Here is a 25,512-nt window from a genome sequence, read left to right on the forward strand (position 1 = left end):
CCTGCGTGAGAGATCGGTATCCGGACCTGCCTGACGCTCAGGAGTCCGCTGGTACACCGGCTTCCAGTTGGCCGATCATCGGGCCCAGGAGTTCGTTGAGTTCCCGAACGAGCACGACTACCGCTCTACGCGCTGCGGGCGCTACGGAACTGTCCGGACCGTCGGGAGCCGGAGGTAGATCATCGAGGGGGACCGGGGCTTCCACCTGCAGCGTCGCGCGTAGATGTGGGCTGCGCGTCAGGTCCTGGTCCGAGGGTGTCGTGTACTGGCCAAACAACTGCGGCCAGTCGCGCCAACCACGGTCACGCTGCCACTGCTTGGTCCAGGTGAGTTCCGCGGGCCACCGCGAGATCACCGACACGGCGCAGGTCATACTCCCGTCCCACCGGCTCGGCGTACAGGTCGCGGAGATGATCCGTCTATGCCAACGGACGTAGCCAGGTGACAGCTCGATTGCCAGTCGCCACGCTGTGGCAGCGAAGGTAACGGGCGCGATGTCGCCCCACGTGTCGGCAAACTCATCGATGCGCCTCAGCACCTCGGCCTCGAAGCGACCGCGCCCGTCTGCGCCGTGCTCACGGTCGAAGTGCTCATCGAGCCAGAAGGCGCGGGGGTCAGGCATCCTCAGCTCCGTCCGAGGCCGTGGTTCATCACGTCATCCTCACCATGGCGGTCTATCACGAACCCGCACGTCTGTCGGTCCCGCCCGCGAGACGTCATCTGGCCGGACGTGTCACCCATGTCCCGAGCTGATCTGTCGCGCGAGTCCTGAGACCCGACGTCATCGGTGCTGAGCTGTCGGGCTCCAGTTGATGCGTTACGGATCAGTGTCGGATGACAGGTGACAGTTCGCCGTTCCCAAGCGCCTGGCCGTCACACCGCGTCACCGGATACCGGGTTGCCTGCTCGCCACGCTTGCGGAACCCTCTCCGCATGATCGATACACGCGTGCTTGGCGAGGGCGATTGGAAGCTGTGGCGGGAACTGCGGCTCGCTGCGCTCGCGGAGGCCGGGTACGCCTTCGGTTCCCAGCTGGTGGACTGGCAGGGCGACGGCGACCGCGAGGAACGTTGGCGCAGTCGGCTGGCCATCCCCGGCTCGTACAACATCCTGGCGATGCTCGACGGGCAGGCCGTCGGGATGGCCAGCGGGGTGCCGACCGAGCACGACGGGATCGTCGAGCTGATCTCGATGTACGTGGCACCCATGGGACGTGGCCAGGGCGTGGGCGACCACCTCGTGCGGGCGGTCGAGCAGTGGGCCCGGCAGGTGGGCGCGCGGACGCTACGGCTGGCCGTAGTAGAAGGCAACAAGAACGCCTGGACCCTCTACCAGCGGAACGGTTTCCGTGACACGGGTGAGCTCGGCGACCTCATGCCCGACGGTGTGCGCCGCGAGCACCTCATGACGAAGAGCCTCGGAGGTTAGCGGTCGGCCGTCAGGTCGACGGGCTCCGACCGGAGGTCGCACGGTCGGTGGCCAGCGAACCGGCCATCACGTGACCCGTCGAGCGGAGGCGGCGCCAGGCGACACCGTCGTGCGGGTGCCCACGTCGGCGACGCCGATGAGTGCGGGTCCATGAGGCCGGGGGTCACTCGCGGGTGAGGCCGGGTGGCAGCGCGTCCTGGTCGGGTGTGACCCGGCGCCCGTTGGCCAGCGGATCGTGCTGAAGGGCGTCGATCAGCCGTTCCGGCCCGCCGACGCAGGTCCACGCGTCGTCCCAGAGCGCGGAGACCAGCCAGGACCGGTCGGCCGGGAAGAACAGGTCGGGCAGTGAGCCGTCGCCGCGCATGTGGCCGGATCGCCAGGTGAGGGCCTGCTCCGGTCCGGCCTCGATGAGCACGTACCGCCAGTCCCAGTAGAGCGACACCGTCGGGCGCGGGGGAAGACGATGTCGTGCGCGCCGGTGTCGAGGTAGCCCAGCCACCACGGCTGCTCCGGGGTGTGCGCGATGAGGTCGTCGACGAGGGCGCGTTCGTAGGCGGCGGCGGGGATGTCGTCGCTGCGCCAGGTGGTGGCGTAGGCGTCGAAGACCGGCGGGATGGCGGTGGTGATCGAGAGGCCGGCCGTGGTGTGCCCGCTGATCCAGTCCACCTCGGCGGCGGTGCCGATCCGCCACTCCCGGCCGTCCTTCATGGCCCGCATGCTCCCATTGAAGCCCGCCACACGCGGGGATGTTGGAGAGTTGCCGTTCGATGCGAACGTCAACTCTCCACGATCCGGAACGAGGAGCGTCAGTACGCGTAGGTGACGGAGATGGTGGTGGTGGGGCAGTTGTTCGCCCAGCTGGTCAGGGCGCTCTTCTCGGCGCTGTCCACGCTGAGGCGCCACCGGAGCTTCACGGCGACCCACTCGCCGATGTAGCGGCAGCGCGCGGAGGCGTACGACGGCAGCCAGGTGGCCGGGTCCTGGTCGCCCTTGGCCTGGTTGACGTTGTCGGTGACCGCGGCCAGCGCCCGGGAGTCGCCCAGGTCGTTGGCGTACGCCTGGCGGCGGCTGGTGGTCCAGTTGCGGGCGCCGGAGTCCCACGCCTCGGCGAGCGGGACCATGTGGTCGATGTCGAGGTCGCCGGTGAGCGTCCAGTAGGCGTTGTCGTAGTAGGAGTACCAGCGGCCGCCGGAGAGGGTGCAGGTGCCGCTGGTCGTGGGTTTGGTGGTGGCCTCGGCCTGGAGGACCTCGTTGCGGGTGTTGCAGCCGTCGCCGTCGGCGTCGATCCAGTGTGGGAAGAGGTCGCGGTTGTAGCCGGTGCGGACCTCGGTGGCGACCGGGAGGCCGGCGACGGCGCTGGTCAAGGTTGCGGAGTAGCCGGCGGCGGAGGCTGGCTGGGTGAGGCCGAGGGTGGCGGCCACGATCGCGGCGAGGCTGATGGCCGTGGCGCGCAGCGTGCGGGTCATGGGACTCCATCCGGATGGGATTGGCATGTGGCACCCATATAGACAGAGATGGAAGTAACGGTCCAGATCAGATTCCGTGAACAGTGGATGACCGGAACCGGACGCACGTCGCTTCGGGCACGGAACCGGGCGTACCGGCGGCCCGTCAGGTATGTGCCGACGGGTCCGGGGTAGACGCCGGACGACGGCGAGACGAGGTGGGAGGTCCGGTGGACTCGTACCCCGCGGTGGAGGACCACGGCCTGGTCGGCGACCTGCAGACGGCGGCGCTGATCACGAAGGACGGCACGGTGGACTGGTTCTGCGCACCCCGGTTCGACTCGCCGAGCATCTTCGGCGCCCTGCTCGACCGGCGTCGCGGCGGCCACTTCCAGGTCTCACCGGACGGTGTCGACTACACGAGCAAACAGCTCTACCTGCCGGGGACCCCGATCCTCATCACCCGCTTCCTCAGCGAAAACGGGGTGGGCGAGCTGGTCGACTTCATGCCGATCGCGGGCGACCGGGCCACCGGTCACCACCGCCTGGTCCGGATGCTGCGGATGGTCCGCGGCAGCATGCGGTTCCGGTTCGAGTGCCGCCCCCGGTTCAACTACGGGCGCGACGGGCACGAGCTGGAGGTGCACCCGGCCGGCACGGTCTTCCGCAGTGCCGGGCAGTCCCTCACCCTGAACCCCATCCGGTACGCCGAGCGCCTCTCCGACGAGCACGAGTTCGAACGGACCGAGGAGGGCATCCACCTGGTCGCCACCCTGCACGAGGGCGAGGCCGGCGGGGTCATCCTCGAGACGGGATCCCTGGGACCACCGCGGGTTTACCGGGCGGAGGAGGCCCGCGAGCTGCTCGAACGGACGCGGGACTTCTGGCGGCGCTGGCTCGGCCGCTCCTGTTACACCGGGCGGTGGCGGGAGATGGTCGAGCGGTCCGCCATGACGCTCAAGCTCATGACGTACGCGCCGACCGGCGCGCTGATCGCCGCACCCACCGCCGGGCTGCCCGAACGGGTGGGCGGCCAACGCAACTGGGACTACCGCTACACCTGGATCCGGGACGCGGCCTTCTCGGTGCACGCCCTGCTCAGCCTCGGCTTCACCGACGAGGCCTGGCAGTACCAGCACTGGGTCGACGACCGGATCCGGGCTGCCCAGGCGGACGGCGTGCCGTTGCAGATCATGTACCGCGTCGACGGCTCACCGGACCTCACCGAGGAGGTGCTCGACCACTTCGAGGGCTACCGGGGGTCCGCGCCGGTGCGCATCGGCAACGGCGCGGCGAACCAGCTGCAACTCGACATCTACGGCGAGATGCTCAACTCCCTCCACCTCGCCAACGACCACGGCCTGAAGGACTCCCGCGAGGGCTGGCAGAACCTGACCCGGATGATGGACTGGCTCTGCGCGCACTGGGATCAGCCCGAGGACGGAATCTGGGAGACGCGCTCCGGCCGGCAGGACTTCACCTACGGGCGACTGATGTCCTGGGTGGCGCTCGACCGGGCGATCCGGCTGGCCCACCGGCAGGGCCGACCCGCCGACGTCGCCAGGTGGACACAGTCACGGGACCGGATCTACGAGCAGATCATGACGCGCGGCTTCCATCCGGGACGCCGGGCCTTCGTGCAGCACTACGGCACGGACCTGCTCGACGCGTCGCTGCTCGCCATGCCCTCGCTCGGCTTCGTGGCGCCGACCGACCCGATGTGGCAGGCGACGCTGCGGGCCATCGACGGCGAGCTGGTCTCCGACAGCCTGGTCTACCGGTACGACCCGGGCGCCAGCGTCGACGGCCTCGCCGGCGGCGAGAGCACCTTCACCATGTGCACCTTCTGGTACGTCCAGGCCCTCGCGGAGTCCGGCCGGCTCGACGACGCGCAGTTGACCTTCGAGAAGATGCTCACCTACAGCAGCCAGGTCGGCCTCTATTCGGAGGAGATCGCCCCGACCGGGGAGCAGGCCGGCAACTTCCCGCAGGCGTTCAGCCACCTCTCCCTCATCAGCACCGCGGCCAACCTGGACCGGCTTCTCGACGCCCGCGGCTGACCGCCCGGCGGGAGAAACCGCTGTGCGGCACGGCCCGGCCCGCTACGGTGACCGGAGTACGGTTACCGGCCCGGCCCGGCCCGGGCGGGTAAGCGCCCCCGACCCGCAGCGCGTGCCGCGGCCGCCGTCCACGGCGGCGCGGCCCGGGAGATGCGGCTGTGACGTCCGAGGACGAGCATGGGGGTACGACGAAAGGGGCGGAGATGACCGACGACATCGCTTCGAAGGTTCCGCCGGACCCGGCCCCCGTGCTGAGCGCACCGGCGGGTCCACCGCCGGTCGGGCCGCCGAGCAGCCTGGACCTGTGGGCCCGGGCGCAGACCCTGCACCGCTGCTTCGGTGACGACGACGGCGAACCGCACATCATGCGCGGCCTGGACTGAGGTCCCGCCTCACCCCAGGCGCCCCCGCGCGGGCGCCGGAATCCGGGCGTCGTCGATCACTGGTGCTCGACGTCGGTCCGGCCGGGCAAGCAGGCGAGTCGGCCGAGGTGGCCGTGCCCGCCGGGCTCCCCTCGTCCGGCCGCGGGGCCGTCAGTCCGGTCGGCGGGCGACCACCGCCAGGGCCATGCCGAAGAACTTCAATGGCGACCGCTCGATCCCGTCGGTCACCGGCCGGATGCGACGCCCGAAGCCTGACCGGTCGAACGGCGGCATGATGTAGTCCAACGCCACCGGCTCCAGCCCGGCCCGGCGTAGCTGTGCGGACAGGCCACGGGCGGTGAAGGCGCGGGCGTCGGCCAGCCGCCGGTGCAGCGGCACGATCCACGGCAGGAACGGACCCCGCGCCGGCCGGTAACGCTTCCCGCGGATGAGGAAACCGTGCGTCTCGAAGGGGAACCACCGGTTGGGCGTGGTCAGCGCGAACCGGCCCCCGGGGGCGAGCACCCGGTGCACCTGCCGGAGAGCGGCATCCAGATCGTCGATGTGTTCCACCACCTCGATGGCGGTAACCAGGTCGAAGCTCTTGTCCGGATAGTCCAGCTCGGTGGCGGACAGCTCCCGCACGTTGATCTTCTGGGCCGCCGCCGGGTCGGCGGCCAGCCGTTCCCGGAACAGCTCCAGCCGATCCTGTTGAATGTCGATCGCCTCGATCTGCGCGAAGGCGTCGACCAGCCGCATCGTGTAGGTGCCGTCTCCGCAGCCGATCTCCAGCAGCCGCCGGCCGGCCAGTGGGGTGTGGCGGCCCAGGGTGCCCAACCGCTTGGCCACCCCGCGCTCGCCGAACGCGCTACCGTGCCCCAGTCCCAGGTGTCGCGTCGCATTGGTCACGATCGACGACTCTAAACTCGCCGGCCGCTCCCGTGGGGGCAGCCGGGCACGGCCCGGCTCCATGACGAGCACCGGGGCGCCGCCGAGGAGCACGAGCCTCGATGATTTCCGTGTGATCCGGCCCGGATCAGTCGTCAGATTTCAGGCGGGCCGCGCGCGCGTGCAGGTAGCGCTGCTGGGCCAGGTTCATCGACCGGCGAGCCGCCGCCAGGTACGCCGCCCGGGCCGCGTCCGGCTCCCCGGCCAGCTCCAGCAGGTGCGCCCGGGCCGCGTGGCGGCGGTGGTCCTCGGCGACCCGGCGGTCCGTCCCCAGCGCGTCGAGCAGCGCCAGGCCGGCCCGCGGCCCGCGCGCCATGGCCACCGCCACGGCGTGGTTCAGCCGGACCACCGGGTTGTCGTGCAGGGTCAGCAGCATCTCGTAGAGCGTGACGATCTGCGGCCAGTCCGTCGCCTCGACGCTGGGCGCCTCGTCGTGCAGCGCGGCGATCGCCGCCTGGAGCTGGTACGGCCCGACCGCGCCGCGGGGCAGCGTGGCGGTGACCAGGGCGGTCCCCTCGGCGATCCGGTCGGCCCGCCAGCGCCGCCGGTCCTGCTCGGCCATCGGCACCAGCGTCCCGTCCGGGCCGGTACGCGCCGGCGTGCGCGCGTCGGTGAGCAGCATCAAGGCCAGCAGCCCGGCCACCTCCGCGTCGTCGGTGAGCCGGTGCAGCAGCCGGGCCAGCCGGATCGCCTCGGCGCACACGTCGGGCCGGTGCAGCCGCTCCCCGCCGGTGCTCGCGTACCCCTCGTTGAAGATCAGGTAGAGGACGTGCAGCACGGCGTCGAGCCGGGCGGCCCGCTCCGGGCCGGCCGGCGGGGCGAACGGCAACCCGCTGTCGCGGATGCGCTGCTTGGCCCGGGTGATCCGCCGCGTCATGGTCGCCTCGGGCACCAGGAACGCCCGGGCGACCTCGGCGGTGGTCAACCCGCCGACCGCGCGCAGGGTCAGCGCGATCTGCCCGGCCGGCGGCAGCGACGGGTGGCAGCACAGGAACAGCAGGACCAGGCTGTCGTCGGAGTCGTCCGGCGCGCTGTCGGCGGGCGGCGCCAGCCAGCGGTCCGCGGGTGCCTCCCGGGCCACGCCGTCCTCCCGGCGGCGCCGGGCCTGCTCGGCGCGCAGCAGGTCGGTCAGCCGGCGGGACGCCACGGTGATCAGCCACGCCTTCGGGTCGTCCGGCAGCCCGTCGGCGGGCCAGCGGGTGGCCGCGGTGAGCAGTGCCTCCTGGGTGGCGTCCTCGGCGGTGTCGAAGTGCCCGTAGCGGCGGGCGAGCGCGCCGAGGACCTGCGGCGCCAGGGCGCGCAGCAGGTCCTCGACGCGCGCGGTGGGCACCGGTCAGCCCTGGAGTTCCTCGATGCCGTCCACGACCGGCCGCACGTCGACGTACTCGCCCTCGGCGTCCGGGTTGACGAACCGGGCGGCGATCTCGGTGGCCCGGTCGAAGCTGGCGCAGTCGATCACCGTGTAGCCGGCGAGCACCTCCTGCGTCTCGGCGTACGGGCCGTCGGTGACCACGGGCGCGCCGCCGCGCAGCCGGACCCGGCGGGCGTGCACGGGCGCGGACAGCCCCTGCGCGTCGACCAGTTCGCCGGTCTCGGTCAGCTCCTTGTGGACCGCCTCCATGTGGGCGTGCATGGCGGCGAGCTGCTCCGGGCTCATCGGCGGCTGGTCGCCGGGCCGCCCGGCCATGACGTCGTAGTCCCGCTGGCTGCCGTAGAGCATGATCAGGTACTTCACGGTGTCTCCTCTCGGCCGGCGCCCCGCGGCGCCGCTCACCCGGGACGTCGGAGCCGCGAAGCCGCCCCGGACACCAGCCTAGGGGTGGATCAGTCGACCCGGCCGGAGGCGAGCAGCGCGGCGGTGGGCAGCGCCAGGCTGCCGTCGGCCTGCCGGTAGGGGGCGGCGAGCCGGTCGTACTCCCGGCGGACCCGCTGGCGCGCGGCCGTCGGCTGCCGTTCCAGCACGAGGCCGATGGTGCTGATGCCGGCCGCCGGGCCGGCCCACCAGTCCTCCGGGTCGGTGCGGTGCGCCCAGGTCAGTGTCACGCACCGGGCGTCGGCCAGCCCGGCCGCGGCCAGCAGCCCGGCGAGGCCCGCCTCGGTGCGGGGGAAGTCCTGTGCGGACGCGAGCCGGGGCAGGTCGGGTGGTGTCGCGACACCGGCCGCGGTGAGGGCCGCACCCCAGAGCCGTTGCAGCGGTGGGGGCGGCGACGGCCAGACGGTCACCGCGACGCGGCCGCCGGGGCGGACCACCCGGCGCAGCTCGGCCACGCCGGCGGCCGGATCACCGACGTGGTTGAGCACGAAGTTCGCCACCGCCGCGTCGAAGCCGCCGGGCGGGAACGGCAGGCGCGGCAGCGCCGCGGCGTGGACCTCGGCGCCGGGGGCGCCGCGCCGGGCCGCGTCGAGCATGCTGGGCTCCGCGTCGACCGCCACCACCTCGGCGCCGCGGTCCAGCGCCGCCGCCGCGACGGTGCCCGGCCCGGTGCCCACATCGAGCACCCGCCGCCCGGCCCGCACCGCCGCGGCGTCCAGCAGCGCCTCCGCCGGGTACGCGCAGAGCCGGCCGAAGCTGCGCGCGTACGCCCCGGCGCGGCCCGCCCACCGGGACCGTTCGTGCGCGTCGAAGTCCGTGTCGATCATCGCCGCAGCGTAGCGGTGAGCGGGGTGCGCGGCGGTCCTACAGTGGCGACATGACGACGGTGCTGGTGACGCTGGCGGTGATGGCCGCCCTCGTGGCCGTGGTGGTGGGGTTCGTCTCCTGGCGGGACCGGCGGCGGCGTGCCACCGACGAGGATCCCGCGGCGGTCCGGGCGGCCCGGGGGGAGCAGCACCGGCGGGCGGCCGAGCAGGCGCACGCGCAGCACGACGGCTGGAACAACGGCGGGCACGGCTTCACCGGCTGACGCCGTCCGGCGCGGTCAGCGCATCCCGGCCCCGCCGACCGGTGAACGAAGGCCGGCGCGCACACGTGATCCCCGGTGGGCATCAACGGCGCACGGTCGGGGTACTGCGCTGACACAGCGAATCAGCCGGGAGGCAACGGTGGGGGAGTACGCGGGACGCCGGCGGCCGGGACCGCTCGCCGGGCTGCTGGTCGCCGTGGTCGTGGCGGCCGGCTGCATGGGCGGCGGACTCGACCAGGGTGAGCCGGAGCAGCCCCGCCCGCGGCAGAGCGGCCAACCGGCCTCACCGGGAGCGGACGCGACCCGGGCCGACGGCACCACCAGCGTGGCCGAGTTCAAGCAGGACTTCTCCGACGCGGTCGGCATCGCCCAGCGCTACTGGACGGACCAGTTCCGGGCCTCCGGCAAGCAGTTCCAGCCGATCCGGCGGGTCGTGCCGTACACCAGGTCCGGCGAGGTGTCGTGCGGCGGCGAGGGACTGCCCCGCAACAACGCCGTCTACTGCTCGGCCGGCGACTTCATCGCCTACGACGTGAACTGGTCGGTGGGGGCGTTCCGCCAGGTCGGCGACGCCTTCCTGTTCTACCTGCTCGGCCACGAGTACGCCCACGGCGTCCAGGTCCGCCTCGGCATCCGCTACAACTTCACCATCCAGCAGGAGCTGCAGGCCGACTGCATGGCCGGGGCGTACATCGGCGACAACGTGCGCTCGGGGACGCTGACCCTCGCCGACGGCGACCTGGACGAGTTCCGGGAGGGGCTGCTGGCGGTCGGCGACGACCCCGACCAGCCCTGGTTCGCCGAGGGTTCGCACGGCACCGCCGAGCAGCGCAGCGAATCGTTCTTCCGCGGCTACGAGAACTCGCTGGACGCCTGCGGCCTCGGCTGATGCCGCAGGTCACCCTCTGCGGGGACGGTGGCCGGCCGGCGGGGCGCGGCTGAGAGGATCGGCGGGTACCCGCACCCGAGGGAGGCCCCCGCTGAGCAGCACCCATCCCGCCGCCGTGCTCTTCGACATGGACGGCACCCTGGTCGACAGCGAAAAGCTCTGGGACGTCGCGTTGCAGGAGCTCGCGGCGGTCTACGGGGGCACCCTGTCCGAGGACGCGCGCAAGGCGATCATCGGCACCAGCATGGCCGTGTCCATGCGGATCGTGCACGACGACCTGGGCCAGCCGGAGCGGGACCCGCAGGCCAGCGCCGACTGGATCAACGCCCGCATCCTGGAGCTGTTCCGCGACGGGCTGCGCTGGCGGCCCGGGGCCCTCGCGCTGCTGCGCGCCGTCCGGGCCGCGGGCATCCCCACCGCCCTGGTCACCTCCAGCACCCGGCCTCTGGTCGAGGTCGCCCTCGACACCCTCGGCCGGGACAGCTTCGACGCGGTGGTCTGCGGCGACGAGGTCGAGGCGGCCAAACCGCACCCGGAGCCGTACCTGACCGCGGCGCGGCTGCTCGGTGTGCCGATCGAGCGGTGCGTGGCGATCGAGGACTCGCCGACCGGAGTCGCCAGCGCCCTCGCGGCCGGGGCCGCCGTGCTGGCCGTACCGGCCGAGGTGCCGCTGCCGCCGGCCGACGGCGTACACCAGCTGGAGAGCCTGACCGCGGCGGACCTGGAGTTGCTCTCAGCCCTGCTCGGCGAACGCCCCGCCTGACCGGCCCGCGAAAAGGGGCCCCGCCGCCGGCGGGGCCCCTTTCCGATGTTGCGGCGGATCAGTCGTGGGCGATGGCGCCCAGCACGTTGATCCGCGCGGCGCGGATCGCGGGCAGCACGGCGGCCACCACGCCGATGATCGCCGCCAGGACCAGGAAGGTCACCATCTGGCCCCAGGGCAGGACCAGGTCGGTGATGCCCTCGTCCTTGAGCGCCCGCACCACGGCCGCGCCCAGACCGGTGCCGACCACGACGCCGAGCAGCGCGCCGAAGATCGAGATCACCACGGCCTCGACGGTGATCATCCGCATAGTCTGCGCCCGGCGCAGGCCGATGGCCCGCAGCAGCCCCAGCTCCCGGGTGCGCTCCAGCACCGACAGGGCGAGGGTGTTGATGATGCCCAGCACCGCGATCACGATGGCCAGCGCCAGCAGGATCTGGATCATCCGCAGCGGGGTGTCCAGCTGGCTGGTCTGCTGCTTGATGAACGCGGCCCGGTCCGCCACCGCGACCTCGGGGCTGTCCGCGAGCAGCCGCTCGATCTGCGGCTGCACCGCGGCCACCGAGGTGCCCGGGGCGAGCTGCACGAAGCCCTGGATGGGCTGCGGGATGGCGAAGTCGGCGGCCGCCTGCGGCGGCAGCACCACCGGGTTGGTCAGCTGCGAGCTCTCGTAGATGCCGCTGACCGTGTAGGTGCGCGCGTCGCCCCGGGACAGCTGCACGTTCACCGTCGAGCCGACCGACAGGTTGCGGGACTTCGCGGTGTCCGAGCTGAGCAGCATCTGGTCCGGGTTCAGCCGGCTGATGTCACCGGCGTTCGCCTTCGCCCCGAAGATCCGCTCCAGGGCGGTCACGTCGCTGGACACGGCCACCCAGGTCCGCTCACCGTTCAGCGTGGCCATGTCGCCGTACTCGCCGTCGACCAGCCGCACCCCGGGAATGGCGGCGGCCTTCTCCAGCACCGCCGGGTCGAAGCTCGCCGGCCGGGGGCCGGACTGGGCGCCGGAGATCACCAGCTCCGCCTTGATGGTGTCCTCCGCCAGGGCGCTGATGCTGCCCTTGGCCGAGTCGAGGATCACCGTCACCCCGGTCACCAGCGCGATGCCGACCATCAGCGCGGCGGCCGTGATCGCCGTACGGCGAGGGTTGCGCCCGGAGTTCAGCCGACCCAGCTTGCCCGGCACCGACCAGGCGAAGATCGCGCCCAGCAGGGCGACGACCGGCCGGCTGATCAGCGGGGTCAGCAGCGCCACGCCGATGAACGCGAACAGCACGCCGCCGAGGATGGTGGCCAGGGTGTTGTCGCCGGCGTGGCCGCCGAGCCCGAGGAAGAGCAGGCCGGCGCCGATCGCGGTGACCACGGACCCGCCGACGGTCACCTTGGTCAGCGGCCGGTCCGGCGTGGCGACGTCCTGCATGGCGGCGATCGGCGGGATGCGCGAGGCCCGCAGGGCGGGCAGCAGGGCCGCCACCACCGTGATCAGCGTGCCCACCGCGAAGGCGCCGATGACCGCCGCGGGCGGCACGCCCAGACCCGCCAGGGTGAGCCCGCCGGCGAGCTTGCCGAACAGGTACGCCAGCAGCGCGCCGACCCCGATGCCGGCGGCGAGCCCGAGCACCGAGGCGATGAGACCGACCGCGACGGCCTCCAGCACCACCGAACCGATGACCTGCCGGCCGCTCGCGCCGATGGCCCGCATGAGCGCCAGCTCGCGGGTGCGCTGGGCCACGATGATCGAGAAGGTGTTGAGGATCAGGAACGTGCCGACCAGCAGCGCCACCGCGGCGAAGCCGAGGAGGATCTTGTTGAAGAAGGACAGGCCCTCCTTCAGGCTGGCGGCCGCGTCGTCCGCGAGCTGCTTGCCGGTCCGCACCTCGTAGTCTCCGCCCAGCGAACGGGCCACGTCGTCGCGCAGCGCCTCGGGCGTCGTGCCGCCGGCGGCCTGCGCGGTCACGTTGGAGAACACGTCCGGCTTGCCGAGCATCAGCTGCTGGGCGACCGGGGTGGTGAACGCCACCTCGTTGACCCCGCCGACCGAGTCCCGGCCACCGCTGTAGCCGAAGACGCCGACCAGCGTGAACTCCTTCTTCGGCGCCAGGGTCAGTACGCCGACGCGGTCGCCGACCTTGACCTTGGCCGCGTCGGCGAGCGCGACGTTGACCACGATCTCGTCGTCGGCCTGCGGCGCGCGCCCCTCCCGCAGCTTCACCAGGTCGCTCTCGCCGAGCCAGTTCTCGCCGAGCTGCGGCGGGCCGAACGAGGTGACCACCTTGCCGTTGCTGCCGATCAGCCGGGCCCCGTCGGCGTTGACCACGCCGCGCACGTCGGCCACGCCCGGCACCGCCCTGACCCGCTCGACGACCGACGCGGGCACCGGGGCGGCCACCTGCTCGCCCTCGACCTCGGACAGGGCGACCTTCGGCTTCGCGGCCACGTTGACGTCGACGTCGGAGAACGCGTCGGAGAAGACCGCGTCGAAGGAACGGCCGAGGGTGTCGGTGAGCACGAACGCGCCGGAGACGAACATGACGCCGAGCACCACCGCCAGGCCGGACAACAGCAGGCGCAGCTTGCGCGCCAGCAGGCTCTTGAGAGTGGCCCGGAACATCAGTTGCCCACCTCGGCCGGCGCGTCGAGTTTCTTCATGGTGTCCAGCACCGTGTCGGCGGTCGGCTCGATCAGCTCGGAGACGATCTCGCCGTCGGCGAGGAAGACCACCCGGTCGGCGTACGCGGCGGCGGTCGGGTCGTGGGTGACCATGACGATGGTCTGGCCGTGCTCGCGGACCGAGTTGCGCAGGAAGTTGAGCACCTCGGCGCCGGAGCGGGAGTCCAGGTTGCCGGTCGGCTCGTCGGCGAAGATCACCTCGGGGCGGGCGACCAGGGCCCGGGCACACGCCACCCGCTGCTGCTGGCCGCCGGACAGCTGCGCCGGGCGGTGCCCGAGCCGCTCCCGCAGGCCGACCGTGTCGATCACCGTGTCGTACCAGGCCGGGTCGGGCTTGCGGCCGGCGATCGACAGCGGCAGCAGGATGTTCTCCTGAGCGGTGAGCGTGGGCAGCAGGTTGAACTGCTGGAAGATGAAGCCCACCTTGTCGCGGCGCAGCTTCGTCAGGCCGGCGTCGCCCAGCCCGGTCACCGTGGTGTCACCGATCATGACGGTGCCCCGGGTCACCGAGTCCAGGCCCGCCAGGCAGTGCATCAGCGTCGACTTGCCCGAGCCGGACGGGCCCATGATCGCGGTGAACCGGCCCCGCTCGAACTCGGCGCTCACCCCCCGCAGCGCGATGACCTGCGCCTCGCCGCTGCCGTACACCTTCCACACGTCGCTGGCCCGGGCCGCGGCCTGCGCCTGCTGCCCTACCGTCGCGGTCACGTCATCTACCTCTTCCGTCAGCATGCTGATCCGCATCGCCCCCGCTGGCCGATGCGGCAAGTCCCATCCTCGGCGCCGCCAGGCGCGGATCCGTCCACCCCCGGGCGGAACCCTCGCCGGAATTTCCGTTGGGGTCACCCCCGAGGCCCACTCAGGGTGATCCCTGACTGGACGGCGCCGCCGACGCTAGGACCTCACGTCGCGTCATGGTCAACCCCGCCGCGCCGCCGATGGTCACGGTAGGTGACCGGTGCCACCTCACCCGCCGGGCCGGACCAGCCCGGTCTCGTACGCCAGCACCACCGCCTGCACCCGGTCGCGCAGCCCCAGCTTGGTCAGCAAGTGACCGACGTGGGTCTTCACGGTGGTCTCGCTCACCGACAGCTCCCGGGCGATCTCGGCGTTGGACAACCCGCGCGCCACCTGCACGAGCACCTCGCGCTCCCGCTCGGTCAGCGCGTTCAACGCCTTCGGCGGGGTGGCCGCCGGATCGGGCAGCACGTCGGCGAAGCGGTCCAGCAGCCGGCGCAGGATCCGCGGGGCCACCACCGCCTCCCCGGCCGCCACCGTCCGGATCGCGGTCACCAGGTCCTCGGCCGGCACGTCCTTGGCCAGGAAGCCGCTGGCCCCGGCGCGCAGCGCGCCGACCACGTACTCGTCCAGGTCGAAGGTGGTGAGAATGAGCACCCGCACGGGCAGGCGGGCGTCCACGATCGCCCGGGTGGCCGCCACCCCGTCCATCCGCGGCATCCGGATGTCCATGAGCACCACGTCCGGCAGCAACCGCCGGGACAGCTCCACCGCCTCCACCCCGTCGCCGGCCTCGGCCACGATGTCCAGGTCGTCCTCGGTGCCCAGCACCATCCGGAAGCCGGTACGCAGCAGCGGCTGGTCGTCGGCGAGCAGGATCCGCACCGGTCGGCCCGCGGTGCTGTCGGTCATCGGTCTCCCTCGTTCGGCTGGGTGCCTGTCACGCCGGGACCGCCCCGGCCGGCTCCAGCGGAATCCGCGCGTACACCCGGAAGCCGCCGCCCGGCCGCGGGCCGGTGCGCAGGACCCCACCGTAGAGGGCGACCCGCTCCCGCATCCCGACCAGACCGTGCCCGATCCGGTCGGCCACCGGCGTCGGGCCGCGCCCGGTGTCGGTGACCTCCACCGCCAGGAAGCCGGGGGTGACGGTCAGCCGGACCAGCGCGGTGGCCCGCCCGGCGTGCTTGAGGGCGTTGGTCAGCGCCTCCTGCACGATCCGGTAGACGGTCAACGCCACCCCGTCCTCCATCGGCCCGGGCGTGCCGTCGACCCGCAGCGTCACCGGCAACCCGGCCTCGCGGACCTGCTCGACCAGGGCCTCGATGCCGGTCAGCCCCGGCTGCGGCGTCAGCTCGGCGGCCGGCTCGGCGTCGGTGCGCAGCACGTCGAGCAGCCGGCGCAGCTCCCGCAGGGTGGCCCGGCCGGTCTCCTCGACCGTGGCCATCGCCTCGTCCGCCGCGTCCGGGTCCCGGCGCAGCACCCGGCGCGCCCCGGTGGCCAGCACACCCATCACGCTGACGTGGTGGGCCACCACGTCGTGCAGCTCCCGGGCGATCCGGCGCCGCTCGTCGGCGACGGCCTGCTCGGTCAACGACCGCTGGGTGGTCTCGGCGATCCGGGCCCGCTCCCGCAGCATCCGGGTGGACTGCCGGCGGGCCTGCACCGCCCGGCCCACCGCGAACGCCACCGACGCGGTGAGCAGGTTGTCGAGCACCAGCACGCCGGGGCCCATGTCGAGCACCCCGTCCAGCGGCGCGACCACGTTCGCCAGGACCACCGGCACCCAGAGCAGCAGCGCCGCCAGGGCGGCCGAGCGCAGCGGCCGGTGCGCCGCCATGGTGTAGGTGAGAACGATGAACGCCAGCCCCTGGGTGGTGGGCGCGAGGTGGAACAGCACCGGCACGGCGAGGGTGGCCACCGCCGCGCCGACCGCCGGCCACGGCGCGAGGCGGCGGATCGCCACCGGGGCGGCGCACAGCACGCTCCAGCCCAGCGCCGCCCAGAGCTGCTCCGGCCGTAGCTCCCGCGGGGTCAGCAGCAGGAACGCCGCGTCCACCAGCGCCAGCGCGAGGGCCGTGGCGGCGTCCACGGCCAGCGGCCGCTCCCGCGCCCACGCGCGCAGCCGGTTCGTCATGCTCCGACGCTAGCCGCCGCCCGGCGCCGGCCCTCGTCGCCGATGCCGAATCCGGTCTCCTCCCCGAGGAGGAGGGTCATTCGTCCGCGCCGGGGGCGGCCGGCCGGGAGCGGGCGTCGGTCAGCGGGTCGGCCGCCCCGGCCACCGGGAACGGCGGCGGCGTGCCGCCGAAGCTCGGGCACAGCGCCTGGTGGCTGCACCAGTCGCAGAGCCGGCTCGGCCGGGGACGGAAATCCTGCCGGGCGGTCGCCTGCTCGATCGCCTGCCACAGCGCCACCACCGTGCGCTCGAAGCGCAGCAGCTCCTCGGCGTCGGGGGAGTAGTCGCACACCTCGGCGTCCTTGAGGTAGAGCAGCCGCAGCACCCGCGGCACCACCCCCCGGGTCCGCCAGAGCACCAGGGCGTAGAACTTCAGCTGGAACAGCGCCCGCGCCTCGAACGCCTCGCGCGGGGCGCCGCCGGTCTTGTAGTCGACCACCCGCAGCGCGCCGTCGGGCGCCACGTCGAGCCGGTCGAGGTAGCCCCGGATGAGCAGCTCGTCGTCGACCACCGCGGAGATCAACGCCTCCCGCTCGGCCGGCTCCAGCCGGCGCGGGTCCTCCACCGCGAAGTAGCCCTCCAGCAGCGCCGCCGCCGAGCGGAGGAACCCCTCCACCGCGGCCGTGTCGCCCTCGGCGAACAGCGTCGCCAGCTCCGGCTGCTCGGTGACCAGCCGGTCCCACTGCGGGGCCACCAGGTCGCCGGCCGACTCCGGGGTGCGGGCCCCCGCCGGCAGGTCGAACAGCCGCTCCAGCACGGCGTGCACCAGCGTGCCCCGGACCTGCTCCACGGTGGGCCGCTCGGGCAGCCGGTCGATGCTGCGGAAGCGGTAGAGCAGGGGGCAGGTCTTGAAGTCGGCCGCCCGCGACGGCGACAGCGACGCCCGGACGGTGGCCGGGGCCTCTGCTCTCGGGCCGTGCTGGGTGTCGATCACCGGTTCCGCCGTCATGCCCGGAAGGTTAGGGCACCGGTGTGACAGGGCGGCCGTCGCCGCACCGGTGCATGATCGGCCCCGCCGTGCCGTCCTCCGTTCGCGACTGCGGGGCTCGCAGAACCGGCTCACGTAGCATCGGGCCGGTGGAGCAGCGGACCAGACCGTCACGCCGGCCCGGTCTGACCCTCGGCCGGGTCTTCGGGGTGCCGCTGCGCGCCGACGCCTCGATGCTGCTGCTCACCGTGGTCGTCACGGTGCTCTACGCGGCGCTGGCCCGCCGCCAGCTCGACCTCGGCCACCTCGGCGGCTACCTGGTCGGCCTCGGCTTCGTGGTCTCCCTGCTCGGCTCGGTGCTGCTGCACGAGCTGGGGCACGCGCTGACCGCCCGGCACTACGGCATCGGTGTGCGGGGGATCACCCTGGAGCTGCTCGGCGGCTACACCGAGATGGACCGGGACGCGCCCAGCCCCAAGGTCGACCTGCTGGTCTCCCTCGCCGGGCCGGCCGTCTCGGCGGTGCTCGGCGCCGGCGCCGTCGCCGCCACCCTGGCCCTGCCCGCCGGGACCCTCGCCCACCAGCTCGCCTTCCAGCTCGCGGTCAGCAACGTCGTGGTCGCCGTCTTCAACAGCCTGCCCGGGCTGCCCCTGGACGGCGGCCGGGCGCTGCGCGCCGCGGTCTGGGCGATCACCCGGGACCGGCACCGGGGCACCGAGGTGGCCGGCTGGATCGGCCGGGCCGTCGCGGTCGCCACCGTGGCCCTGGTCGTGCTGCTCACCCTGCGCCGGGCGCTCGCCCCGCTCGCCCTGCCACTGATGCTGCTGGTCGCCTTCACCCTCTGGCGGGGCGCCGGCCAGTCCATCCGGATGGCCCGGATCGGCCGCCGCCTGCCGCTGGTCGACCTGGCCCGGCTGGCCCGCCCGCTGCTGCCGGTGCCCACCGGCACCCCGCTCGCCGAGGCGCAGCGCCGCCGCGCCGAGGGGGCCACGCCCGACGCCGCGCTCGCCGTGGTCGACTCCGCCGGCCGCCCGGTCGCGCTGGTCGACCCGGCCCGCGTCGCCGCCGTACCCGCGGAACGGCGCCCGTGGCTCGCGGTGGACGCGGTGGCCCGTGACCTGGGCCGCGTGCCCGCGCTGCCGGTCGAGGCCGACGGCGAGCGGGTGCTGGAGACCGTGCGCACCCACCCGGGCGCACAGTACGTCGTGACGGCAGGCGAAGATGTGGTCGGCGTCCTGCACATCGCGGATCTCGCCCAGCTCCTCGAACCCAAACGGAAGACGAACACGTGACCGCAGATACCTCCACCGTCCCGGCGCTGCCCCCCGTCCACCGGGGGCCGTTCCGCCCCGGCGACCGGGTCCAGCTGACCGACCCGAAGGGCCGGATGCACACCGTGACGCTGGAGCCCGGCAAGGAGTTCCACACCCACCGGGGGATCCTCAGCCACGACACGCTGATCGGCCTCCCCGACGGCAGCGTGGTCACCACCGCCGGCGGCGGCACCGCGTTCCTGGCCCTGCGGCCGCTCCTGTCCGACTACGTGCTCTCCATGCCCCGCGGCGCCCAGGTGATCTACCCGAAGGACTCGGCGCAGATCGTCGCCATGGGCGACATCTTCCCCGGCGCGAAGGTCCTGGAGGCCGGCGCCGGCTCCGGCGCGCTCTCCTGCTCGCTGCTGCGGGCCGTCGGCACCGACGGGGAGCTGCACTCGTTCGAGGTGCGCGACGACTTCGCCCAGATCGCCCGGCGCAACGTCGAGGCGTTCTTCAACGGCCCGCACCCCGCGTGGCGGCTGCACGTCGGCGACGTCGCCGACTGCACCGAGACCGGGTTCGACCGGATCATCCTGGACATGCTCACCCCGTGGGAGATGCTCGACATGGTCGAGCGGGCCCTCGTTCCCGGCGGCGTGCTGATCGGCTACGTGGCCACCACCCCGCAGCTGTCCGAGCTGGTCGAGGCGCTGCGCGAGCGGGGCGGCTGGACCGAGCCGCGCGCCTGGGAGTCCCTGGTCCGGGACTGGCACGCCGAGGGGCTGGCGGTCCGGCCCGACCACCGCATGATCGCGCACACCGCCTTCCTGGTCTCCGCGCGCAAGCTCGCCCCCGGGGTCACCGCCCCGCCGCGGCGGCGCAAGCCCAGCAAGGGCGCCGAGGCGTACGCCCAGCGCCGCGACGCGCTGCGCGCCGCCGAGGCGGCCCGGCGGGCGGCCGCCGAGGGCGAGGAGCCGGACCGGGCGTGACCCCGCGGCGCGGACGGGTTTGAGCGGGCGGATCATGGGTGCCGGCGGGGACGACACCGAGCGGGTGGAGACGGTGGCATGAGCGAGCGGATCGGGGCACGCGGCGGGCGCCGCGCCCGCCCCGGCGGTCCGGACCGGCGGCGGCGTACGGGCCGGGAGGCGGTGGCATGAGCAACCCGGGCTACGGCAACGGCGACCTGCCCGCCGTCTTCCCCGACTGGTCGCCCTACACCGACCTGGAGTCGGCCGCCCGGGCCTACCTGCGCGACCCCGACATCGCCCTGGACGCCCTCGGCGGGGTGCTGCGCGGCGCCTCCGTGCTCGGCTTCACCCTGGAACGCTTCGTCAACGAGGTCAACGGGGTGTGGCAGGAGGTCGTCGTCTGCGACGGCAGCCGGCTGGTGCTCTGGCACGGGGAGGACGTCCCGCCGGGGGAGGGGCCGCCCGGCTCGATGACCTCTTCGCTTCGGGTGGTGCCGGTCTCCACGGTCACCGAGGTCGGCTGCCGCCGGCGGCTCACCCGCGCCGACACCGGCGAGGTCCGGGTCGACAGCATCGACGTCTACCTGCTGCTCAGCTCGCTGGACGAGGCGCCGCCCAGCGACGAGGTGACCGGCGCGCCCCGGCACGACGCGCTGCGCTTCGGCAAGACCCTCGACGACGGCGGCGCCGGGCAGATCGCCCGGCTGGAGGAGTTCGCCCGGCTGGTCGCCTCGGTCGTCGGCCGCCCGATGCTCTGAGAGACACCGCGGGCCGGGGACGTCGTCCCCGGCCCGCGGTGTGATCCGTCAGCTCAGTCGTCGGCCTCCGGGCCGGCCACCTCCGTGCCGTCGCCGGCGCGCACCACGTGGATGCACTCGCCCGGGCACTCCTTCGCCGAGTCGATCACCTCGAGGCGCAGGTGCTCGGGCACGTCCACCCGGGCGCCCGGGGCCTGGCGCAGCTCGCCGTCCGGCCCCTTGACGTACGCCAGGCCGTCGACGTCGAACTCGAACACCTCCGGCGCGTACTGCACGCACAGCCCGTCACCCGTGCACAGGTCCTGATCGACCCAGACCTGCAGCTGGTCCGTCGCGACGTCGGTCACGAAGCACCCCCCATGTTCTCCCGTCCCACGCTCCGACGGTACCCGAACGCCCGTACCCGCCCGACGACCAGCCCTTGGCGATCAAGCTTCGGTGACGAGCGCGTTGCGGAGGACCGAATCGGGCTCATAGCGGCTAGTGTTAGGTCAGAACGTTCAAGCCCCCCGGGGAGGTGGGACGTGGCACGCAGCGACGACGCGGACTCGCGCGCCGCACGGTGGGAGAAGGAGGCCCACGATCTCTCCACGCAGGTTGCGTTCCTTCAAGAGGAACTCGCCCTGGTGCGGCGCAAGTTGACCGAAAGCCCCCGACACGTCCGGCAGCTCGAGGAGCGGCTGGCGGCCACCCAGGCGCAGTTGGCGCGGCTGACCGAGAACAACGAGCGGCTCGTGAGCACCCTCAAGGAGGCTCGCGCGCAGATCGTGACGCTCAAGGAGGAGATCGACCGCCTCGCCCAGCCGCCGAGCGGCTACGGCGTCTTCCTGGCCAAGCACGACGACGGCACGGTGGACGTCTTCACCGGCGGGCGCAAGCTCCGGGTGGCCGTCTCGCCCTCGCTCGAGGTCGACGAGCTGCGCCGGGGCCAGGAGGTCCTGCTCAACGACGCGCTCAACATCGTCGACGCGTTCGGCTACGAGCGGGTCGGCGAGGTCGTGATGCTCAAGGAGATCCTCGCGGGTCCCGACGGCGCGCCGGGCGACCGGGCGCTGGTGGTCTCGCACTCCGACGAGGAGCGGATCGTGCACCTCGCCGAGACCCTGATCGGTTCGCCGATCCGGGCCGGTGACTCGCTCATGATCGAGCCCCGCTCGGCGTACGCGTACGAGCGGATCCCGAAGAGCGAGGTCGAGGAGCTCGTCCTGGAGGAGGTGCCCGACGTCGGCTACACCGACATCGGTGGCCTCCACTCGCAGATCGAGCAGATCCGCGACGCGGTCGAGCTGCCCTTCCTGCACGCCGACCTGTTCCGCGAGCACCAGCTCCGGCCGCCGAAGGGCATCCTGCTCTACGGGCCGCCCGGCTGCGGCAAGACGCTGATCGCCAAGGCGGTGGCCAACTCACTGGCCAAGAAGATCGCCGAGCGGGAGGGCAAGGAGAGGCACACCAGCTTCTTCCTCAACATCAAGGGCCCCGAGCTGCTCAACAAGTACGTCGGCGAGACCGAGCGGCACATCCGGCTGATCTTCCAGCGGGCGCGGGAGAAGGCCGGTGAGGGCACGCCGGTGATCGTGTTCTTCGACGAGATGGACTCCGTCTTCCGCACCCGCGGCTCCGGTGTCTCCTCGGACGTGGAGAACACCATCGTTCCGCAGCTGCTCAGCGAGATCGACGGCGTGGAGGGCCTGGAGAACGTCATCGTCATCGGCGCCTCCAACCGGGAAGACATGATCGACCCGGCGATCCTGCGCCCCGGCCGGCTCGACGTGAAGATCAAGATCGAGCGGCCGGACGCCGAGGCGGCCAAGGACATCTTCTCCAAGTACATCCTCTCCGGCCTGCCGCTGCACCCCGACGACCTGGCCGAACACGGCGGCGACCCGCAGGCCACCGTGGCGGCGATGATCGACGCGGTCGTACTGCGGATGTACTCGGAGACCGAGGAGAACCGCTTCCTCGAGGTCACCTACGCCAACGGCGACAAGGAAGTCCTCTACTTCAAGGACTTCAACTCCGGCGCGATGATCCAGAACATCGTCGACCGGGGCAAGAAGATGGCCATCAAGGAGTTCCTCACCTCCGGGCGCAAGGGTCTCCGGCTCCAGCACCTCCTCGACGCCTGCGTCGACGAGTTCCGCGAGAACGAGGACCTGCCCAACACCACCAACCCCGACGACTGGGCGCGCATCTCCGGCAAGAAGGGCGAGCGGATCGTCTACATCCGCACGCTCGTCTCCGGCGGCAAGGGCGCCGAGGCCGGCCGGTCCATCGAGACCGCCAGCAACACCGGCCAGTACCTCTGAGATCGACCGGCCGGGGCGGCGCCACACGGGTGCCGCCCCGGCCGTCGTTTTCGTGGGCCACGAAGGCGGGGTGCACCCGCTAAGGTCCCTCGCGTGCGAAGATCACTCGTCCCGGCCCTGGCCGTCGGCCTCACCGCCCTGCTGACCGCCTGCGGCACCGCCGGCGACGCCCACCCCGCGCCGGCCGCCTCGGCACCCGCCTCCACCGCCACCACCGTCGTGGCCGACCCGGTTGCCGCGATCCGGCAGGCCTTCGACCGGAGCCTGGAGCGGACGGTCACGCTGGACGTCACCATCAGCGCGGCCGGCCAGACCGTCACGATGCGGTCGGCCGTCGAGCCGGCCACCGGCCGGATGACGCTGCACATGAAGACTCCCGAGCCGATCACCATGGCCGTCACCCAGGACGCCGTCTACGTCCAGCAGGACGAGTCGGACGGCAAACCCTGGGTGAAGCTCGACCGGGACCGCCTCCGGCCGGAAGGACAACTGGCCCAGGGACTTGAGATCCGGGCACAGGCCGGCATCCTCGGCGGGGTCGTCTCCGCCGAGCGGACCGGCGACGGCCGCTACACGGGCGTCGCCGATTCGGAGAAGGCCGTCGCCGCGGCGACGAGCGAAAGTCAGCGCGCCACCCTCCGCAACGCCTTCAAGGTGATCAGGCAGAAGTCCGTGCCGTTCGAGGTCACCCTCGACGCCGAGGGGCGGCTCACGATGCTCACGTACACGTTCGACACCGCGGCCGGGGCGCTCGGGAACGAGCTGAAGCTGCACAGCTTCGGTGAGCCGCTCGCCATCAGCGTCCCGCCGGCGTCGGAGACCGAGGACGCGGCGGCCGAGGTGTACCGGTACTTCTGACCCGTTCCGGCGGACGTGGCCGGGGCGGCGGCGCCAGCCCCGGCCAGCCGGCTCACGAGGCAACGACGTTCGCCGGGGCCCGGCGCGCCACCTACCGTCGAAGCGGCGACTACTCTCGACGTGACGGGGGGACCGGGACGGGCGAGCGGAGCGGGCAGGTCGATGAGCGTTAGACGGATCATGGGCACCGAGGTCGAGTACGGCATCTCCGTGCCCGGCCAGGCCGGAGCCAACCCGATGGTCACCTCCTCCCAGGTGGTCAACGCCTACGGGGCGCGGCCGGAACTCAACCGGGGCGGCCGGGCCCGCTGGGACTACGAGGAGGAGTCGCCACTGCGCGATGCCCGCGGCTTCACCTACTCCGGGGCGGCCTACGACCCGGCCGAGGCGCTCGCCGACGAGGATCTCGGGCTGGCCAACGTGATACTCACCAACGGCGCCCGCCTCTACGTCGACCACGCGCACCCGGAATACTCCACGCCCGAGGTGACCAACCCCCTCGACGTGGTGCGCTGGGACAAGGCCGGCGAGCGGGTGATGGCCGAGGCGTCCAAGCGGGCCGCCACCATCCCGGGCACCCACCCGATCCACCTCTACAAGAACAACACCGACAACAAGGGCGCCAGCTACGGCTCCCACGAGAACTACCTGATGCGGCGGCAGACCCCGTTCGCCGACATCGTGGCGTACCTGACGCCGTTCTTCGTCACCCGGCAGATCGTCTGCGGCGCCGGCCGGGTCGGCATCGGCCAGGACGGGGGCCAGAGCGGCTTCCAGATCTCCCAGCGCGCCGACTTCTTTGAGGTCGAGGTGGGGCTGGAGACCACGCTCAAGCGGCCCATCATCAATACCCGGGACGAGCCGCACGCCGACGCCGACAAGTACCGCCGGCTGCACGTCATCATCGGTGACGCCAACCTCTCGGAGATCTCCACCTACCTGAAGGTCGGCACCACGGCGCTGATCCTCACCATGATCGAGGAGAAGGCGCTCGGCCCCGACCTGGGCATCGCCGACCCGGTCAGCGAGCTGCGCGCGGTCAGCCACGACCCGTCGCTCAAGCACCGCATGCGGCTGCGCGACGGCCGCAAGCTGACCGCGCTGGACGTGCAGTGGGCGTACCTGGAGCGGGTGCGGTCCTTCGTGGACGACCGCTACGGCGCGGACGCGGACGCGCAGACCATCGATGTCCTCGACCGCTGGGAGAGCGTGCTGGACCGGCTCGGCCGGGACGCCTTCGAATGCGCCGACGAGCTGGACTGGGTGGCCAAGCTGCGGCTGCTGGAGGGCTACCGGGAGCGGGAGAAGCTCGGCTGGGGCTCGCACAAGCTCCAGCTGGTCGACCTCCAGTACTCGGACGTGCGGCCGGAGAAGGGCCTCTACCACCGGCTGGTGCAGCGGGGCTCGATGAAGACCCTGCTCACCGACGAGCAGACCCGCTCGGCGATGACCGAGCCGCCGGAGGACACCCGGGCCTACTTCCGTGGCCGCTGCCTCGCCCAGTACGCCTCCGAGGTGGTCGCCGCGAGCTGGGACTCGGTCATCTTCGACGTCGGCCGGGAGTCGCTCGTCCGGGTGCCGATGATGGAGCCGGAGCGGGGCACCCGCACCCACGTCGGGGCGCTGTTCGACCGCTGTGAGAGCGCCAAGGACCTGCTGGAGATGCTCACCGGCGGCTGAGCCGGATGCCGGAAGGCCCGTCGAGTGCCGGACCCGGCGCGCGACGGGCTTTTCGTCGTCCGCGCGAGGTAAGTTGATCGCAGGCGATCGTGGAGGAGGCACACCATGGCGACCCAAGAAGGCGGCCAGACCCAGTCCGGCAAGTCGCACGAGGAGGTCGAGGAGGTCACCGCGCAGGCCAACCCCGAGGTTGCCGAGCGGCACGCCGAGATCACCGAGGACGTCGACGACCTGCTCGACGAGATCGACTCCGTCCTGGAGGAGAACGCAGAAGAGTTCGTGAGGGGGTACGTACAGAAAGGGGGCGAATAGGCCGAATATCCGGCTTGGTAATGAGTTGATTATGCCCGCCTGTAGCGCCGCGGCGACGAACGAGCCT

At 72.6% G+C, this 25,512-nt stretch carries 26 protein-coding genes; 13 read left to right on the plus strand and 13 right to left on the minus strand.

What is annotated here, in order from left to right:
* Window positions 1-37: 37 nt before the first annotated feature.
* Window positions 38-622 carry a hypothetical protein gene (locus ACQP12_RS12985; protein WP_433287759.1) on the minus strand — a complete coding sequence of 195 codons (585 nt, stop codon included), beginning with the start codon at window positions 620-622 and terminating at the stop codon, window positions 38-40.
* A gap of 311 nt (window positions 623-933) precedes the next feature.
* Here ACQP12_RS12985 and ACQP12_RS12990 point away from each other — a divergent pair, with 311 nt between their 5' ends.
* Window positions 934-1,428, plus strand: a complete 495-nt coding sequence (locus tag ACQP12_RS12990) for an N-acetyltransferase family protein (protein WP_433287761.1) — start codon at window positions 934-936, stop codon at window positions 1,426-1,428.
* 163 nt (window positions 1,429-1,591) lie between these two features.
* Here ACQP12_RS12990 and ACQP12_RS12995 read toward each other — a convergent pair whose 3' ends face one another.
* Entirely contained in the window at window positions 1,592-1,870 is a 279-nt protein-coding gene (locus ACQP12_RS12995; RefSeq protein ID WP_433287763.1) for a hypothetical protein, read from the minus strand.
* A gap of 364 nt (window positions 1,871-2,234) precedes the next feature.
* Window positions 2,235-2,894: an HNH endonuclease family protein gene (locus ACQP12_RS13000; protein ID WP_433287765.1), complete on the minus strand. Its 660-nt coding sequence runs from the start codon at window positions 2,892-2,894 to the stop codon at window positions 2,235-2,237.
* A gap of 209 nt (window positions 2,895-3,103) precedes the next feature.
* Here ACQP12_RS13000 and ACQP12_RS13005 point away from each other — a divergent pair, with 209 nt between their 5' ends.
* Complete coding sequence (locus ACQP12_RS13005; RefSeq protein ID WP_433287767.1) at window positions 3,104-4,933, plus strand: glycoside hydrolase family 15 protein; 1,830 nt, start codon at window positions 3,104-3,106, stop codon at window positions 4,931-4,933.
* Window positions 4,934-5,136: 203 nt separating this feature from the next.
* On the plus strand, window positions 5,137-5,316 hold the full coding sequence (locus tag ACQP12_RS13010) for a hypothetical protein (protein ID WP_091308832.1): 180 nt from the start codon (window positions 5,137-5,139) through the stop codon (window positions 5,314-5,316).
* Between the two features lie 150 nt (window positions 5,317-5,466).
* On the opposite strand, the gene ACQP12_RS13015 is transcribed toward ACQP12_RS13010, so the two are convergent.
* From ACQP12_RS13015 to ACQP12_RS13030, 4 genes are all read right to left on the minus strand, one after another.
* The gene (locus ACQP12_RS13015; protein WP_433287769.1) at window positions 5,467-6,204 is read right to left on the minus strand and encodes a methyltransferase domain-containing protein; all 738 of its coding nucleotides are present in this window, start codon (window positions 6,202-6,204) and stop codon (window positions 5,467-5,469) included.
* A 127-nt stretch (window positions 6,205-6,331) separates the two neighbouring features.
* On the minus strand, window positions 6,332-7,573 hold the full coding sequence (locus tag ACQP12_RS13020) for an RNA polymerase sigma factor (RefSeq protein WP_433287771.1): 1,242 nt from the start codon (window positions 7,571-7,573) through the stop codon (window positions 6,332-6,334).
* A gap of 3 nt (window positions 7,574-7,576) precedes the next feature.
* On the minus strand, window positions 7,577-7,978 hold the full coding sequence (locus ACQP12_RS13025) for a YciI family protein (protein ID WP_433287773.1): 402 nt from the start codon (window positions 7,976-7,978) through the stop codon (window positions 7,577-7,579).
* A gap of 89 nt (window positions 7,979-8,067) precedes the next feature.
* Window positions 8,068-8,883 carry a class I SAM-dependent methyltransferase gene (locus ACQP12_RS13030; protein WP_433287775.1) on the minus strand — a complete coding sequence of 272 codons (816 nt, stop codon included), beginning with the start codon at window positions 8,881-8,883 and terminating at the stop codon, window positions 8,068-8,070.
* 50 nt (window positions 8,884-8,933) lie between these two features.
* On the opposite strand from ACQP12_RS13030, the gene ACQP12_RS13035 reads away from it, so the two are divergent.
* The 3 genes from ACQP12_RS13035 to ACQP12_RS13045 all read left to right on the plus strand — a co-directional run bounded on the left by ACQP12_RS13035 (window position 8,934) and on the right by ACQP12_RS13045 (window position 10,798).
* The gene (locus tag ACQP12_RS13035; RefSeq protein ID WP_433287777.1) at window positions 8,934-9,146 is read left to right on the plus strand and encodes a hypothetical protein; all 213 of its coding nucleotides are present in this window, start codon (window positions 8,934-8,936) and stop codon (window positions 9,144-9,146) included.
* Between the two features lie 139 nt (window positions 9,147-9,285).
* A complete protein-coding gene (locus tag ACQP12_RS13040; RefSeq protein ID WP_357945008.1) occupies window positions 9,286-10,035 on the plus strand; it encodes a neutral zinc metallopeptidase in 750 nt (249 codons plus the stop codon).
* Between the two features lie 115 nt (window positions 10,036-10,150).
* Entirely contained in the window at window positions 10,151-10,798 is a 648-nt protein-coding gene (locus ACQP12_RS13045) for an HAD family hydrolase (RefSeq protein ID WP_357945011.1), read from the plus strand.
* Window positions 10,799-10,856: 58 nt separating this feature from the next.
* On the opposite strand, the gene ACQP12_RS13050 is transcribed toward ACQP12_RS13045, so the two are convergent.
* The 5 genes from ACQP12_RS13050 to ACQP12_RS13070 form a co-directional block, all read right to left on the minus strand.
* Entirely contained in the window at window positions 10,857-13,406 is a 2,550-nt protein-coding gene (locus ACQP12_RS13050; protein WP_433287780.1) for an ABC transporter permease, read from the minus strand.
* Window positions 13,406-14,173, minus strand: a complete 768-nt coding sequence (locus ACQP12_RS13055; protein WP_151462883.1) for an ABC transporter ATP-binding protein — start codon at window positions 14,171-14,173, stop codon at window positions 13,406-13,408. Before ACQP12_RS13055 ends, ACQP12_RS13050 begins: the two co-directional genes overlap by 1 nt.
* Before the next feature lie 258 nt (window positions 14,174-14,431).
* The gene (locus tag ACQP12_RS13060; RefSeq protein WP_433287782.1) at window positions 14,432-15,115 is read right to left on the minus strand and encodes a response regulator; all 684 of its coding nucleotides are present in this window, start codon (window positions 15,113-15,115) and stop codon (window positions 14,432-14,434) included.
* A 28-nt stretch (window positions 15,116-15,143) separates the two neighbouring features.
* Window positions 15,144-16,337 (minus strand): sensor histidine kinase, encoded by a 1,194-nt coding sequence (locus tag ACQP12_RS13065; RefSeq protein WP_433287784.1) that lies wholly within the window; start codon window positions 16,335-16,337, stop codon window positions 15,144-15,146.
* A 76-nt stretch (window positions 16,338-16,413) separates the two neighbouring features.
* Window positions 16,414-17,325 carry a RecB family exonuclease gene (locus ACQP12_RS13070; protein WP_433287786.1) on the minus strand — a complete coding sequence of 304 codons (912 nt, stop codon included), beginning with the start codon at window positions 17,323-17,325 and terminating at the stop codon, window positions 16,414-16,416.
* Window positions 17,326-17,537: 212 nt separating this feature from the next.
* Here ACQP12_RS13070 and ACQP12_RS13075 point away from each other — a divergent pair, with 212 nt between their 5' ends.
* From ACQP12_RS13075 to ACQP12_RS13085, 3 genes are all read left to right on the plus strand, one after another.
* A complete protein-coding gene (locus ACQP12_RS13075) occupies window positions 17,538-18,596 on the plus strand; it encodes a M50 family metallopeptidase (RefSeq protein ID WP_433289259.1) in 1,059 nt (352 codons plus the stop codon).
* Window positions 18,593-19,549, plus strand: coding sequence for a tRNA (adenine-N1)-methyltransferase (locus ACQP12_RS13080; protein ID WP_433287788.1), 957 nt, complete (start codon window positions 18,593-18,595; stop codon window positions 19,547-19,549). Before ACQP12_RS13075 ends, ACQP12_RS13080 begins: the two co-directional genes overlap by 4 nt.
* 167 nt (window positions 19,550-19,716) lie before the next feature.
* The gene (locus ACQP12_RS13085) at window positions 19,717-20,289 is read left to right on the plus strand and encodes a hypothetical protein (protein ID WP_357945028.1); all 573 of its coding nucleotides are present in this window, start codon (window positions 19,717-19,719) and stop codon (window positions 20,287-20,289) included.
* A 53-nt stretch (window positions 20,290-20,342) separates the two neighbouring features.
* On the opposite strand, the gene ACQP12_RS13090 is transcribed toward ACQP12_RS13085, so the two are convergent.
* Window positions 20,343-20,636 (minus strand): ferredoxin, encoded by a 294-nt coding sequence (locus ACQP12_RS13090; RefSeq protein WP_262286122.1) that lies wholly within the window; start codon window positions 20,634-20,636, stop codon window positions 20,343-20,345.
* Between the two features lie 177 nt (window positions 20,637-20,813).
* On the opposite strand from ACQP12_RS13090, the gene arc reads away from it, so the two are divergent.
* The 4 genes from arc to ACQP12_RS13110 all read left to right on the plus strand — a co-directional run bounded on the left by arc (window position 20,814) and on the right by ACQP12_RS13110 (window position 25,445).
* Window positions 20,814-22,595, plus strand: a complete 1,782-nt coding sequence (arc, locus tag ACQP12_RS13095) for a proteasome ATPase (RefSeq protein WP_357945031.1) — start codon at window positions 20,814-20,816, stop codon at window positions 22,593-22,595.
* 93 nt (window positions 22,596-22,688) lie between these two features.
* Window positions 22,689-23,453, plus strand: a complete 765-nt coding sequence (locus ACQP12_RS13100) for a hypothetical protein (RefSeq protein WP_433287791.1) — start codon at window positions 22,689-22,691, stop codon at window positions 23,451-23,453.
* A 162-nt stretch (window positions 23,454-23,615) separates the two neighbouring features.
* The gene (dop, locus tag ACQP12_RS13105) at window positions 23,616-25,133 is read left to right on the plus strand and encodes a depupylase/deamidase Dop (protein ID WP_357945036.1); all 1,518 of its coding nucleotides are present in this window, start codon (window positions 23,616-23,618) and stop codon (window positions 25,131-25,133) included.
* Window positions 25,134-25,238: 105 nt separating this feature from the next.
* The gene (locus tag ACQP12_RS13110; protein ID WP_046562769.1) at window positions 25,239-25,445 is read left to right on the plus strand and encodes a ubiquitin-like protein Pup; all 207 of its coding nucleotides are present in this window, start codon (window positions 25,239-25,241) and stop codon (window positions 25,443-25,445) included.
* Window positions 25,446-25,512: the final 67 nt, after the last annotated feature.

Origin of the sequence: Micromonospora sp. CA-244673 (genome assembly GCF_050948395.1) — a bacterium.
GTDB lineage: Bacteria > Actinomycetota > Actinomycetes > Mycobacteriales > Micromonosporaceae > Micromonospora.